Origin of the sequence: Breznakibacter xylanolyticus, assembly GCF_003254275.1 — a bacterium.
Taxonomy (GTDB): domain Bacteria; phylum Bacteroidota; class Bacteroidia; order Bacteroidales; family Marinilabiliaceae; genus Breznakibacter; species Breznakibacter xylanolyticus.
Window position 1 is genome coordinate 72,069 of record NZ_QKZK01000009.1, and the last position, 12,809, is coordinate 84,877.

The window sequence follows — 12,809 nt, forward strand, 5'->3', positions numbered from 1 at the left end:
TATATTCATCAAAACCAGACGATGTCAATACCTTCTGCCGCGCAACCATCCATACAACTGGAAGGAACCATTCCCCTAGGGCGCAATATTCGGGAGTATGAACTGATGTTTAACTTATGGTCGATGCGGGATACGGTCACATACCTTGATTGTGGAGCCGGCCCCGCGTCGTTCAATGCCGAAATGACGGTTCGTGGTCGCAGGGTGGTATCTGTGGATCCGCTTTACGAACTCTGTAGGGCAGATTTGGCAGAACGCGTGGAGTCTGCGTTACCCGGCATCATTGCGCAGGTGAGTGCTGCCCGACATTTGTATCGATGGGATATGCATGGTTCTCCCGAGCGGTTATCGCAATCGCGGGGAGAGTCGGCTCAGCATTTCCTGGCCGATTACGATCAGGGGCGTCACGATGGGCGATACGTGGCAGCATCGTTGCCGCAGTTACCCTTTGCCGATGAGTCGTTTGATGTGGCCGTTTGTTCGCACTTGTTGTTCTTGTATAGCAAGGTGTTTGATGCCGGTTTTCACATCGATGCCATTCGTGAATTGTTGCGAGTAGCGACCGAGGTGCGCATCTTTCCCTTGTGTGATCTTAATGGGGAGGTGTCGCCCCATTTGCGTGAGGTGGTGAAAACGTTACGAAAGGAGCGCTGCCATACGCAAATTATTAATGTACCTTATGAATTTCAGCGGGGAGTGAATCAGTGTTTGCTCATCCGCAAAAAACGTTCGTTATGACAAATCGCATTCAACAGCTTTTTCAGCAAAAAAAAGATATTCTTTCGGTTTATTTTACGGCCGGTTACCCCACACTCAACGATACGGTTCGCATCCTGCAGGCGCTCGAGAAATCGGGTGTTGACCTGGTGGAGATTGGGATGCCTTTTAGCGATCCTTTGGCCGATGGTCCGACCATTCAGGCCAGTAGTCTGGTGGCGCTTAACAATGGTATGACCATAAAAGTGCTTTTTGAGCAACTGGTTCATATTCGCAAAAGTGTGACCATTCCTTTGGTGTTGATGGGGTATGTGAATCCGGTGCATAAGTACGGCATCGAAGCGTTTATCGCCAAGTGTGCCGAAGTTGGGGTGGATGGTGTGATTATCCCCGATTTGCCTTTTAATGAGTATCTTGATGATTACAAGCCTACGTTCGATGGTGCGGGGGTGGCCAATATCAACCTGATCACGCCACAGACGCCCGAGTCGCGCATTCGCCTGATTGACGAAAATACCAACAGCTTCATCTACATGGTGTCGTCGGCAGCTGTTACCGGAGCCAAAAAGGGGTTGGCACCCGAGCAGATTGCCTATTTTGAGCGCATCAACGCCATGAAACTGAAGAATCCCACGCTGATCGGTTTTGGCATCAGCGACCGTGAATCATTTTTGCAAACCTGCAAGCATGCTTCCGGAGCCATTGTGGGCAGTGCTTTTGTGAAAATGATTGGGGAATCCCCAAATCTTGAATCGGATATCGAAACGTTTGTAAATAACATTAAACGAGGCTAAGCTGATTTAGATTTTGAGAGACACAAAGATGTGGAGGTGCGATTGAAAACCTCTATCATCTTTGTGTCTCTGAGTTTTGATGGTGTTTTTCAATACAATATTGCTATTTTTGCATCTCAATTTACGAACAACCATGAATCAATCACATAGCGAAACAGCCATCATTCGCATTCATTGTCCGGATCAACGGGGCATTGTGGCGCGTGTAACCGACTTTATTCATCGCAATAACGGTAACGTTGTGGCACTCGATCAGCACACCGACCGCGACGATAAGCGTTTTTTTATGCGCATTGAGTGGGAACTCGATGGTTTTGCGCTCACGCGCGAGCAGATTGCGCCTGCTTTTGAGTTTGCCATTGCCACGCCATGTAAAATGACCTGGCGCATCGACTTTTCGGACGAGATTCCACGCATGGCTATTTTTGTCTCCAAAATGTCGCACTGCTTGTACGACTTGTTGTCGCGCTATCGCAGCGGTGAGTATAAGGTTGAGATTCCCTTGGTGATCAGTAACCACACCGATTTGGAAGAAGATGTGCGCAAGTTTGGCATCGATTTCATACACATTCCGGTGACGGCAGCCAACAAAGCCGAACAGGAGCAAAAGGAACTGGATGTACTTCGAGAACGTGGCGTTGACTTTGTGGTGCTGGCGCGTTACATGCAGGTGCTGTCTGAGAATTTTGTGAACCACTACCCCGAACGCATCATCAACATACACCACTCGTTTTTGCCCGCTTTTGCAGGAGCCAAGCCTTATCATGCGGCACATGCACGGGGTGTGAAACTCATAGGTGCTACCAGTCACTATGTGACATCCGACTTGGACGCCGGGCCTATCATTGATCAGGGCGTGTCGCGCATTAGCCATCACGACAGCATCGATCGTTTAGTACAAAAGGGGCGTGATATTGAAAAAATCGTTCTTTCGCGTGCCGTGAAGGCACATATTGAGCGCAAAACGTTGGTTTATAACAACCGAACTGTGATTTTTAATTAATTGAGGCCGGGTTGTCCGATATTTCTGAATTTATGTCATCGACAAAACAAAACATCGTCATCGTCAAGTATAATGCCGGCAACATTCGTTCGGTGAACAATGCCTTGGTGCGTTTGGGGCATGAGGGGCTCATCACGGCCGACCCGGAGTTGATTCGCAAGGCCGACAAAGTGATTTTTCCCGGCGTGGGCGAGGCCAGTAACACCATGAAGTATCTGAACGACACCGGTTTGGGTGCGTTAATTAAGGAACTTCGTCAGCCGGTGTTGGGTATCTGCTTGGGCATGCAGCTCATGGGAAGCCATTCAGAGGAAGGCGATGTTGATTGCCTGGGTATTTTTGATGAGCCGGTGCGTAAGTTTCAGTTGCCCAGTCCCAATCCCGAAAACCTAAAAGTGCCGCAGATGGGGTGGAATCGCATTTACGATTTGCGCAGCGACTTGTTTGATGCTTCGCTCGAAGGTGAATATGTTTACTTTGTGCACAGCTATTACGTGGCCAAAGGCAACGACACAGCTGCTACCACCGATTATTTGTTGCCCTACAGTTCAGCTCTTCAGCGCGACAACTTTTTTGCCACCCAGTTTCATCCCGAAAAAAGCGGGAAAGTGGGTGAGAAGATGTTGGCCAACTTTTTGAAGATGTGATGTTGCAAGAGAAGTGACAAAGTTGCAAAGTAACAAAGTGCCAGAGTGATGAAGACGTATAGAGATTTGATTGCTTGGCAAATGTCGATGGTATTGGTGACAATGGTTTATGATGTTTCAAGGAATTTTCCAAAGGACGAAGTTTATGGACTCACCAATCAGATGCGTCGAGCGACAGTGTCGATTCCTTCAAATATCGCTGAGGGATTTGAGCGTAACTCAAAAGCTGAATTGATTCGATTTTCTCAAATTGCGATGGGTTCAATATTTGAATTGCAGACGCAGGTTGAAATTGGACGGAATTTGATGTTTATCGATGATGAGGTATTTCAGAGGCTATATGAACAGACAAGGGAGGTTGAGCGAATTTTATCTGCCTTCATAAAGTCTCAAAAAGATTAAATTAACGTACTTAGGCACTATATCGCTAAGGTACTTAGGCACTATAAGAGATGATTCAACTAATTCCCGCCATCGATTTGATTGACGGCAAATGCGTCCGATTGAGTAAGGGCGATTACGACACGAAAAAGATTTACAACGAGAACCCCCTTGAGGTGGCGCTTGAATTTGAAGCGCATGGCATACAACGGTTGCATCTTGTTGATTTGGATGGCGCCAAGGCTGGTCGCATTATTAATCACAAAGTTTTGGAAACCATTGCTTCCAAAACCGGTTTGGTGATTGATTTTGGCGGTGGCTTGAAAACGAGCGAAGACCTGCGCATTGCCTTCGAGAGTGGCGCCAGTATGGTGACCGGTGGGAGCATCGCTGTAAAAAATCCCGATGAGTTCACTGGGTGGGTTCAGAAGTATGGTTCCGGAAAAATCATTTTGGGGTCGGATGTCAAGGATCGGAAAATCGCTGTTTCAGGTTGGCTGGAGACATCAAATTTGGAGCTGTTCCCCTTTTTAGAAGACTATATGGCCAAGGGCATCACCCAAACCATTTGTACCGATATCAGTAAAGATGGCATGCTGGAAGGACCTTCGCTCGAATTATACGAAGAAATTCAAGCGCGTTTTCCATCGTTGTTTCTCATTGCCAGCGGCGGCGTGAGCAGCATGGACGACATTGAGAAATTGCATCAGGCCGGTGTGCCGGCGGTCATTTTTGGAAAGGCCATTTATGAAGGGCGCATTTCCATGGCCGAAATTGAACGTTTCCATACGTATTGATGTTTTAATAGGATAACATAAATAAAGATGTTGGCAAAACGAATCATCCCTTGTCTGGATATCAAGGATGGCATGACTGTGAAGGGGATCAAGTTTTTGGAAATCAAAACAGTGGGCGATCCTGTGGAGTTGGCGGCCATGTATGCCGAGCAAGGCGCCGATGAGTTGGTGTTTCTCGATATTACTGCCAGTCACGAGGGGCGAAAGACGTTTGTGGATTTGGTGCATCGCATCGCTCGCCACATCAACATCCCGTTTACCGTTGGAGGTGGCATTAGTGAGCTGAAGGACGCCGAGGCGTTGCTCAATGCCGGTGCCGATAAAATCAGCATCAACTCCTCGGCCGTGCGTAACCCGCAACTCATTGACGATATGGCGCGAAATTTCGGTAGCCAGTTTGTGGTGGTAGCCATTGATGCTAAAAAGGAACCGCAAGGCGATGACTGGGTGGTGACTGTCAATGGGGGACGAATCCCTACCGATAAACGCCTTTTCACCTGGGCTCGTGAGGCAGAAAGCCGGGGAGCCGGTGAGATTCTGTTTACCAGTATGGATCACGACGGCGTGAAGCAGGGGTTTGCCAACGAGGCCTTGGCACGCATTAGTACCGAGCTCTCCATTCCTGTTATTGCTTCGGGCGGAGCCGGCAAGATGGAGCATTTTAAAGATGTCTTCACCATTGGCAAGGCCGATGCAGGTCTGGCGGCCAGTATCTTTCATTATAATGAGATTCCAATTCCGCAACTCAAGCAGTATCTCAAGGGCGAGGGAATTGTGATACGTTAAGTGTCGGTTTGTTTTATTTAATTAACTATAGCATTTACTTGTGGGCAATTCCATTCTTCGGTGTCTGACTTTATTCGAATGTGATTTGATGTTGGAACGCAGGATTGAATTGACAGCAATATCAAAAAAATAATACATCATGAAAGTCGATTTTACAAAATCACCCGACGGCCTTGTGCCGGCCATCATACAGGACAATAGCACCGGAAAAGTGCTGATGCTTGGTTATATGAATCAGGATGCTCTAGACAAGACACAGAAAGAAGGCAAAGTGACCTTTTTTAGTCGATCCAAGAAACGACTATGGACCAAGGGCGAAGAGTCGGGGCATTTCCTGAACTTGGTGTCCATGGCTTCCGATTGCGACGATGATACGTTGCTCATTAAGGTGAATCCCGTAGGACCCACTTGCCACACCGGCTCCGACACCTGCTGGAATGAAGTCAATGAGGTGGATGATCTCTTGTTTTTAAAGCATTTGCAGGATTTCATCGACAAGCGCAAGCAGGAGATGCCTGAGGGGTCTTATACCACTTCATTGTTTAATAAAGGGACTCGTAAAATTGCTCAAAAGGTAGGCGAAGAGGCTGTTGAGACCATCATTGGCGCCATGGCCAATGATGATGAAAACTTCCTGTACGAGGGAGCAGATTTGCTTTATCATCTCATTGTGCTGCTGACGTACAAGGGGTATCGTATTGAGGATTTAGCGCGTGAATTGAAGAAGCGGCACAAGTAAGATTAGGTTTGCAGTTTTGCATAAACTTTTTTGGGCTATTTCGGAGAACAGGATGCTTGTAATAGAGACTGTTTTCCGAAATAGCCTTTTTTATATCATACCGAGTCAAAGGTGTGTGAATCAGCCGAAGCATCATTGGTGGAGGTCTTGAAGAACCCGATGATACCCTTGAGGCTTTCGGCCTGAGCTGAGAGTTCTTCGGCGTTTGAGGCCATTTCCTCGCTTGCAGCAGCATTTTGCTGAATGACGTGGTTAAAGTCCTGAATGGCTCGGCTCACTTGGTTGGTGCCGGCACTCTGTTCGGCCGATGAAACTGAAATCTCTTTAACCAGTCGGGTGGTTTCATCAACGCGAGGAAGGATGTCCAATACCTTGTTTTGAGCAGCTTCGGTCATCGTGAAACTTTCTTTGGCCAGTTTCACGATTTCGTGGGCGGCGTTGCGGCTGCCTTCGGCCAGTTTTCGGACTTCGCCGGCCACCACTGCAAATCCTTTACCGGCATCGCCGGCTCGGGCAGCTTCTACGGCTGCGTTAAGCGCCAGAAGGTTGGTTTGCAGTGCAATGTTGTTGATGACCGATATTTTGGATGCAATCACGCGGTTGGCTTCCAGTGCTTTAGATGACTGTTCCTGTACAAGCAACATTCCTTCGTTGGCTTCTTCCGAGATGCGTTCGGTTTCACGGGCGTTGTTGCTGTTTTGGTCGATGTTGGAGGTCATTTGTTCGATGGTCGATGAAATTTCTTCGGCCGACGAAGCTTGTTCCGAAGCTCCCTGCGACACCTGAATGCTGGCCGTGGTCAGTTGTTTGCTGGCAATGAGAATGTGGTCGGCACCTTCGATGATTTGCTGAATGATGCCGGTGAGTTTTTGCCGCATCTCTGAAAATGCATGGTACAATTTGCCGATTTCGTCGTTTGATACTTTGATTTCCTGACTGTAGGTCAGGTCGCCATCGGCCATCTTAGAGGCCATGGTGGCCATGCTGCCCAGTGGTTGAATCAAACGGTTGATGTAGTAAACGCCGGCAGTCACCATCAATAAGCAGATGATGGTTGAGGCAAATAACAAGCGCCATAGTAAGTTGCGAGCTTCGGCTGTGACCACCGACATGGGGATGGAATAACGAACCTGCCAGGGATAAATGGTTTTGCCCACGACCAGGGGGACGGCAATTTCAAGCGTTTCGGCATTCTCGGTAATGCTCATTTTCCCTTGTTGGATTGATGTTTGGATGGTTTTCATGGTGTCTCCTTCGGTAATGGGGTGTCCCACTTTGGTGGGTTCAAGGCGGTTGGCTACATATATGCCTTTGTTTGACACGATGCTGAGCTGAAAATCTTTGTTTGCAGAATCTCTCTCAGCCACCAGTTGTTGAACGAAATTGATGGGGTAGTCGATGCCGGTTACCCCAATGGGTTTCCCCTTGAGTAGAATGGGAGTCATGCAGGAGATCATCATCACATCCACTCCTTGCACCGGGTAGATGACGGGTTCGGTGAGGAAGTCGGTTTTTATTTTCATCGGTTCCCAGTACCAGGGCGCCATTTCGGCCGTTTGGTAGTCGATGAGGACGTCAATGCTCAGTTCGTTTCCGGCTTTGGTGTAATACGAAAGAAACCTTCCGGTGGCATCGTGAGCCGGAGCGTCCATCCATGCAATGTCGTTTCCGTCGTAGGCATTGGGTTCGAAGGCGATGGTCAGTCCCAGAAAGTTACTGTTTGAAAAGAGAACTTCTTGTGCAATTGCTGTGTATTCGGTTCTTTTTAATTGTCCTTTGCCATTGCCAATGCTTTGCGAAGCCATTGTATGGGCAAAGTGTCGCGACCCTTCCATGGCCGAGTTGAGGATGTGGCGAATGTCACCGGCTATATCTTCGGCTGTGGCTACGGCTCGTTCTTTGGCCGTGGTAATGGCGATGCGGCGGGTTTGAATGGTGCTGATAATTATTATGGCTGCAACGGTAATTAGGATTGCCAATGCAATGAGGATTCCTGTTTTCATCCTCAGCGAGAAGGTGTGTTGATGGATTTGTTTCATAACAGATGTCGTTAGTGGGCGATGAAAAATAGAAATCCGAAATAATGGCTTTCTCCCAATGAGCGTTTTTATTGAGATGTTTGCCAGTGAAATGTTTGTCTTTTAAAAGGAGAGCTTAACCACGAAAAAGGAGTCATCGTTTTGGGGGTTGTGAACGATGGACAGGTTGAGCGGTACCGAAAATTGTTCGGTGATGCGGATATCCTTTTCCGCTTGTATTCCTACGTTTACAAATCCCGTATTTGAGGCATAAAAGCCGTTGTCGGTGAGGGTTGCTCCGGCAAAGGCCGAAAGGTTATAGTCGTTGATGATGAAAGGGTAGGCTGCTTCAAAATATGTGGAGTAGAGTTGCTGGCCTTCGTCATCGCGGTCGTAACCAAAGATGAAGGTGCTGGCGGTGATGGTGATGGGATGCTTGTCGCTTGGGGTGGTGTAGGTGAGGCAGGCTTCTACCAGATGGCCGGTATAGTCTTTGCGCCATTCAGTCCAGTTGGTGGCAGAGAGGTTGGTCTCGTCTTCGTTGTAATAATCGTTTATCGACAGGGTTAGGCCTTTGGTGCTGTAGGAGAGATAAAGGTCAATCTCAGCATAGTTTTTGCCGGTGGCGTATGATGCCCATCCCATCAGCGATAAACCACCATACGAGAAGGTGGCGTAGGGTTGAAGGTTGGGTGAGTCGCTGAATTGTAAGCCGCGCCAAATATATCGGCTCACCATATCGAAACCGCCGTCAAAAGATACTTTGGTAGAGTCTTGCGCCGGGCTGAATAGTGGTATTAAGATAAATGCAAGAGCCAGGGAGAGCTGTTTTTTTGTCATGGTGTTAGTTTTGGTGAGGAGGAATTGATCATCACTTGATTGAGTAAATTACAAGTTGTTGGTGAGAATATCAATAACTTGTGTGAAGGGGAGGTATTTTTGTTTGTTGTTGAATGTCAAGGGGTTATATTTGTGGTGATTGTGAAAAGATGTGAATTTTGTGAAAAACATCACAAATCAGTAACCTTTTACTTGAATAGACGTTCAATTATGCAGATACTTAAATATCAAATTGCAATGAATCGGAAAAGCATTTTAAAAGCAGCAGTGATTGGCGTTGTTTTGGTAGTCGCAGGTGGTTTGTTGACGCTCAACGCCGGGGAACGCAAGGATTATAAGTCGATGAGCAATGAGGAGATATTACAGCTCCCCGTGAGTGAGTTGGCCGAATTGTCTTTGGATGAACTGATGGCAATTTCTGATAAATTCAGATACGCCGAATAATATTAGGATTGGGTTTTTTATAGGAAAGGGTTAATTGTAGGGAAAAGAGGGCGCCTGTGATGGGTTGCCCTCTTTTTTATGCTTCGGATTGTAACTTTAGGTAACTCTGTACCAGTTTGATTTCTCCGTATGAAACCGTTTCGCCCAGTGCGTTTTTTGTGTCGGAGAGACTTGTCATGCGGTTGTTTTGAAGATATTCGCTGATGGTGTCAATTTTTGAGGGTTCCATGATTTCGGTGAGTTCCAGTTGCCCGTTTTCGACATAGCGACTCAGATGACCTTCGATGGTGGCGGGCACCATGCCTCTGTTTTGGGCAATGTCGTTGATGGACATTCCCTGTCGTAACATTTGGTAGCTAAGCTCATGGGTGGGGATTTTGGGTTCTTTTTTTTCTTCGTCGATGCCCATGGGGATGATTTCGGCCGTTTCAATGTTGTTTTCTTTTCGGTAGGCCATCACCATTTCCATGATGGCCGGGCCGTAGTCGGCAATTTTCTTTTTACCTAGGCCTTTGATGTTTTTAAGTTCGGGCATGTAAAGGGGCAGTTTGTTGCATATCTCGGCCATGGTGGCCGTAGGCAAAACCACATAAACGGGTGCATTGAGTTCTTCGGCCTTATGATTGCGCCAGGTTTTGAGGCGGGCATAGAGCTTGGGATGTTCAATGGTGAGTGAGGCGGCTTCGTCGCTGTCGTTGCTTTTCCGGGCGGTAGAGGCCGTGATTTCCGTTGGGGCGATGGCAGCCCTGCCTTTGGCGTCGAGGTAGGTCTTGATGTCGAAACCATGGGTGCTGGCTTTAAAACAGGCCATCTTTATATTCAGTTCTTCTGCAAAGCGGGTAAAAGCTTCGCCAACTTGCTTTTTGATGGTTTTGTTGTCGCTGATGACCGAGGTGCTTTTTAATGGTTTTTCGAGCGATGTGGTCATTTTATCGGCAAACCAGGAGGTGGCTTTGCGAATGCGTTCCTGTAAGGGTTCGTTTTGGGTGATGTCAGGAACAATGTTGGTGTATTGTCTGATTTGGTTGGTAAACTTGTCGGCCACAGGCAGAATGTCGTTGCGGAATTCGCTGAGCATGGTGCCGATTGAAGTAGTGAGGCTGCCGTGCAGGGCATTGGCATGTTCACCTGTTTGACGGTGCAAATAGGTGAGGCGGTTTGTCAGGGTGGCGAGGTTAAAGAGTTCGAACAGTAACTGGTGTTGGTAGTTGATGCGAGCTTCGACCAACTGTTGTTGGTCGGGCTGGTTTTGTTCAACCTGTTGTGTGAAGGATTGCACGCTAGTGTCGGCATGCAGACTTGCCGGTGAAATGGGGCTGCTGAGCACCATTCCTTCGAGCGTTTTGCATCGACTCAGAGCCACGTAAACCTGGCCGTGGGCAAAGGAGGCGCCGGCGTCGATGATGGCTTTTTCGAACGTGAGACCCTGACTTTTGTGGATGGTGATGGCCCAGGCCGTTTTAAGGGGGTACTGGGTGAAAGTGCCGGTTTCGGTTTCGGTAATTTCCTGACTTTCGGCATCGATGCTGTACTTGATGTTGCTCCACTTTTGTTGTGTCACGGCAATGGGTTCTTCGTTGTCACAGCGCACAAATAGCGTGTCGTCGATGATTTTCTCCAGGATACCGATTTTGCCGTTGTAATATCGTTTTTCGGGTGAGGGGTCGTTTTTTACAAACATGACCTGAGCCCCAAGCTTGAGGCGCAACTCACCATCGGTAGGGTAGTTGTATTCGGGGAAGTCACCCTTCACTTCTGCCCGGAACAGGTGAGGGCGGGTGGAGAGGTTTTGCAATTGCCGTTCGTTGATGGCTTTGGCCGAGTGATTGTGGGTGGTGAGGATGATGTATCCTTCGTGTATCTGATCGGCAAAGCCGGGAATGTAGCGTTGGTTGAGGCGCGCAACGGTGGCGGCATCCATTTGTCGGTTGCGCACGCGGTTCAGCAGGTCGATGAATTCGGGGTCGCTTTGGCGGTAGATGTGCTTGAGTTCGATGTTGACGCTGGCCGTTTGTTGCAGGGCTTTGCTGGCAAAGAAAAATGGAGTGGAGTAATGTGTTTTCAGAAGCGCCCATTCGTCCTCCTTGGCCACGGGCGCCAGCTGTTGCAGATCGCCAATCATGAGCAGTTGCACGCCGCCAAAGGGGAGGGTTCGGTTGCGGTAGGTGCGCAGCACGGTGTCGATGCCGTCGAGCAAGTCGGCGCGCACCATGCTGATTTCATCTATCACCAGCAACTCCATGCTTCGAATGATGTTGATTTTTTCTTTTGAGAATCGACGGTTGTAGCTCTCGTTCAGAGCCATGCCTGGTACGATGGGGCCAAAGGGGAGCTGAAACATGGAGTGAATGGTAACGCCCCCCGCGTTGATGGCGGCTACGCCCGTGGGAGCCACCACCACCATTCGTTTGAGTGCGTCATGGCGCAGACGTCGCAAAAAGGTGGTCTTGCCCGTACCGGCTTTCCCGGTGAGGAAGACGTTGCGGTTGGTGTATTGTACAAAGTTGTAGGCCAGTTCTATTTGCGAGTTTTCTGTCATGATGCTCGTGTGTTATTTGCTTTCGTTGAGCCACGCCAGTTCGGTGCGTACCTCCTCGATGGTGTTTGCCCATCCGTCTATATTGGCATCTGTGGCTTGTTGTAACCACCGAGTGGCCTGTTGTATGCCATCGTTGCCCGAGCGTGCCAATTGTCTTATCAGGTGTGAGATGCCTCGTTTTTCAATGGCAGAGGTCTCCTTTGAAGTTGGGATGAGGTTGGGTAATATATTTAAAATGTTGGTTGATGTCAAGATGTTGTTGCGCAAGCTCCATCCCAATGCCAAGAGGGCCGTGGCACGTATGTTACCGTCGGATGACGCGAGTAGCTGTGGTGCGATTTCCGGGAGCTTGGGCATCTTTCCAAGCAAGTTAATGGCCATTTGTTCGGCTAGTTCGGGGTTGGCGATGAGGTCGCACCATTGCAGGGCTTCGTTGGGGGCAAGGCTGAGCGGATCGGCCACCAGTGTTGCGAGTATCATGGTTTCCCTGATTTGACGGTACCATAGCCGCACAGCCAGTTCGTTGCAGGGGGCTATGTCGCGAGCCAGTTCCTTGATGTGAGCCAGGGCGGCGCCATAGCTGAGGCGGTAACTGATGCCGCGCTGCTTTTGCTGGTCGACAGTTTCGCCGTTTTTACGCAGGTCAATGACTTTTAGGAGTTGTTCGATGTGTTGATCCACCTCCGGGTTGGGTGCGAAAAAGCGCGAGGTGGTCGTCTGTTTGGGTGTATTGAGTAGTGACATCATGTGTGTTCTCTGGTGAGGATGGCAAAATTACCATCCTTCGGCGTATTTATCCACTAAAAAAGCAAATTTGTGTGGGCATGTTTTGTGCTTTATAATCAGAGCTATTTGTTTGTAGGGGGAATGTTGGGGTTGAAAAAATGCACATTCGTGCAAAAAAAATGCATTCGGATTTGTTGGATGAAATGAATTATTTCTATCTTTGCAACGCTTTAGAGAAATGGTGAATGTAGCTCAGCTGGTTAGAGCACTAGATTGTGGTTCTAGGGGTCGCCGGTTCGAACCCGGTCTTTCACCCAAGCACAAAGCCCCGCAGAAATGCGGGGCTTTTTTTGTTTTGGGGCTTGTTGGAAAATGAAA

Annotated in this window: 13 protein-coding genes and 1 tRNA gene; 10 read left to right on the forward strand and 4 right to left on the reverse strand. The window is 48.5% G+C overall.

Annotation, left to right across the window (positions count from 1 at the left end):
• Nucleotides 1-21 precede the first annotated feature (21 nt).
• The 8 genes from LX69_RS07125 (at nt 22) to hisIE (ending at nt 5,864) form a co-directional block, all read left to right on the forward strand.
• Entirely contained in the window at nt 22-738 is a 717-nt protein-coding gene (locus LX69_RS07125) for a class I SAM-dependent methyltransferase (RefSeq protein WP_111445130.1), read from the forward strand.
• Nucleotides 735-1,511 carry a tryptophan synthase subunit alpha gene (gene trpA / locus LX69_RS07130; RefSeq protein ID WP_111445131.1) on the forward strand — a complete coding sequence of 259 codons (777 nt, stop codon included), beginning with the start codon at nt 735-737 and terminating at the stop codon, nt 1,509-1,511. Before LX69_RS07125 ends, trpA begins: the two co-directional genes overlap by 4 nt.
• A gap of 133 nt (nt 1,512-1,644) precedes the next feature.
• Nucleotides 1,645-2,514: a formyltetrahydrofolate deformylase gene (purU, locus tag LX69_RS07135; RefSeq protein WP_111445205.1), complete on the forward strand. Its 870-nt coding sequence runs from the start codon at nt 1,645-1,647 to the stop codon at nt 2,512-2,514.
• A gap of 32 nt (nt 2,515-2,546) precedes the next feature.
• Nucleotides 2,547-3,161 carry an imidazole glycerol phosphate synthase subunit HisH gene (hisH, locus tag LX69_RS07140; RefSeq protein WP_111445132.1) on the forward strand — a complete coding sequence of 205 codons (615 nt, stop codon included), beginning with the start codon at nt 2,547-2,549 and terminating at the stop codon, nt 3,159-3,161.
• 48 nt (nt 3,162-3,209) lie between these two features.
• Nucleotides 3,210-3,563: a four helix bundle protein gene (locus tag LX69_RS07145; protein WP_111445133.1), complete on the forward strand. Its 354-nt coding sequence runs from the start codon at nt 3,210-3,212 to the stop codon at nt 3,561-3,563.
• Nucleotides 3,564-3,613: 50 nt separating this feature from the next.
• The gene (hisA, locus tag LX69_RS07150) at nt 3,614-4,339 is read left to right on the forward strand and encodes a 1-(5-phosphoribosyl)-5-[(5-phosphoribosylamino)methylideneamino]imidazole-4-carboxamide isomerase (protein ID WP_111445134.1); all 726 of its coding nucleotides are present in this window, start codon (nt 3,614-3,616) and stop codon (nt 4,337-4,339) included.
• A gap of 27 nt (nt 4,340-4,366) precedes the next feature.
• A complete protein-coding gene (hisF, locus tag LX69_RS07155; protein ID WP_111445135.1) occupies nt 4,367-5,125 on the forward strand; it encodes an imidazole glycerol phosphate synthase subunit HisF in 759 nt (252 codons plus the stop codon).
• A gap of 139 nt (nt 5,126-5,264) precedes the next feature.
• Nucleotides 5,265-5,864, forward strand: a complete 600-nt coding sequence (gene hisIE / locus LX69_RS07160; RefSeq protein ID WP_111445136.1) for a bifunctional phosphoribosyl-AMP cyclohydrolase/phosphoribosyl-ATP diphosphatase HisIE — start codon at nt 5,265-5,267, stop codon at nt 5,862-5,864.
• 95 nt (nt 5,865-5,959) lie between these two features.
• On the opposite strand, the gene LX69_RS07165 is transcribed toward hisIE, so the two are convergent.
• Together LX69_RS07165 and LX69_RS07170 are read right to left on the reverse strand one after the other, a co-directional pair.
• On the reverse strand, nt 5,960-7,903 hold the full coding sequence (locus LX69_RS07165; RefSeq protein WP_111445137.1) for a methyl-accepting chemotaxis protein: 1,944 nt from the start codon (nt 7,901-7,903) through the stop codon (nt 5,960-5,962).
• Nucleotides 7,904-8,005: 102 nt separating this feature from the next.
• Nucleotides 8,006-8,722, reverse strand: coding sequence for a TorF family putative porin (locus tag LX69_RS07170; protein ID WP_111445138.1), 717 nt, complete (start codon nt 8,720-8,722; stop codon nt 8,006-8,008).
• A 237-nt stretch (nt 8,723-8,959) separates the two neighbouring features.
• Here LX69_RS07170 and LX69_RS07175 point away from each other — a divergent pair, with 237 nt between their 5' ends.
• Entirely contained in the window at nt 8,960-9,166 is a 207-nt protein-coding gene (locus tag LX69_RS07175) for a hypothetical protein (RefSeq protein ID WP_146260664.1), read from the forward strand.
• Nucleotides 9,167-9,242: 76 nt separating this feature from the next.
• Here LX69_RS07175 and LX69_RS07180 read toward each other — a convergent pair whose 3' ends face one another.
• Together LX69_RS07180 and LX69_RS07185 are read right to left on the reverse strand one after the other, a co-directional pair.
• Nucleotides 9,243-11,705: a helix-turn-helix domain-containing protein gene (locus tag LX69_RS07180; protein ID WP_111445140.1), complete on the reverse strand. Its 2,463-nt coding sequence runs from the start codon at nt 11,703-11,705 to the stop codon at nt 9,243-9,245.
• Nucleotides 11,706-11,717: 12 nt separating this feature from the next.
• Nucleotides 11,718-12,452, reverse strand: a complete 735-nt coding sequence (locus LX69_RS07185; protein ID WP_111445141.1) for a DNA alkylation repair protein — start codon at nt 12,450-12,452, stop codon at nt 11,718-11,720.
• Between the two features lie 219 nt (nt 12,453-12,671).
• Between LX69_RS07185 and LX69_RS07190 the strand changes: the two genes are divergently transcribed.
• Nucleotides 12,672-12,747, forward strand: a tRNA-His gene (locus LX69_RS07190).
• Nucleotides 12,748-12,809 lie beyond the last annotated feature (62 nt).

Coding starts and splice junctions, on each gene's coding strand:
- purU (WP_111445205.1), top strand. CDS start 1,645: ATGAATCAATCACATAGCGAAACAGCCATCATTCGCATTCATTGTCCG.
- LX69_RS07145 (WP_111445133.1), top strand. CDS start 3,210: ATGAAGACGTATAGAGATTTGATTGCTTGGCAAATGTCGATGGTATTG.
- hisH (WP_111445132.1), top strand. CDS start 2,547: ATGTCATCGACAAAACAAAACATCGTCATCGTCAAGTATAATGCCGGC.
- hisA (WP_111445134.1), top strand. CDS start 3,614: ATGATTCAACTAATTCCCGCCATCGATTTGATTGACGGCAAATGCGTC.
- LX69_RS07175 (WP_146260664.1), top strand. CDS start 8,960: ATGAATCGGAAAAGCATTTTAAAAGCAGCAGTGATTGGCGTTGTTTTG.
- hisF (WP_111445135.1), top strand. CDS start 4,367: ATGTTGGCAAAACGAATCATCCCTTGTCTGGATATCAAGGATGGCATG.
- LX69_RS07170 (WP_111445138.1), bottom strand. CDS start 8,722: ATGACAAAAAAACAGCTCTCCCTGGCTCTTGCATTTATCTTAATACCA.
- LX69_RS07185 (WP_111445141.1), bottom strand. CDS start 12,452: ATGATGTCACTACTCAATACACCCAAACAGACGACCACCTCGCGCTTT.
- LX69_RS07125 (WP_111445130.1), top strand. CDS start 22: ATGTCAATACCTTCTGCCGCGCAACCATCCATACAACTGGAAGGAACC.
- trpA (WP_111445131.1), top strand. CDS start 735: ATGACAAATCGCATTCAACAGCTTTTTCAGCAAAAAAAAGATATTCTT.
- hisIE (WP_111445136.1), top strand. CDS start 5,265: ATGAAAGTCGATTTTACAAAATCACCCGACGGCCTTGTGCCGGCCATC.
- LX69_RS07165 (WP_111445137.1), bottom strand. CDS start 7,903: ATGAAACAAATCCATCAACACACCTTCTCGCTGAGGATGAAAACAGGA.
- LX69_RS07180 (WP_111445140.1), bottom strand. CDS start 11,705: ATGACAGAAAACTCGCAAATAGAACTGGCCTACAACTTTGTACAATAC.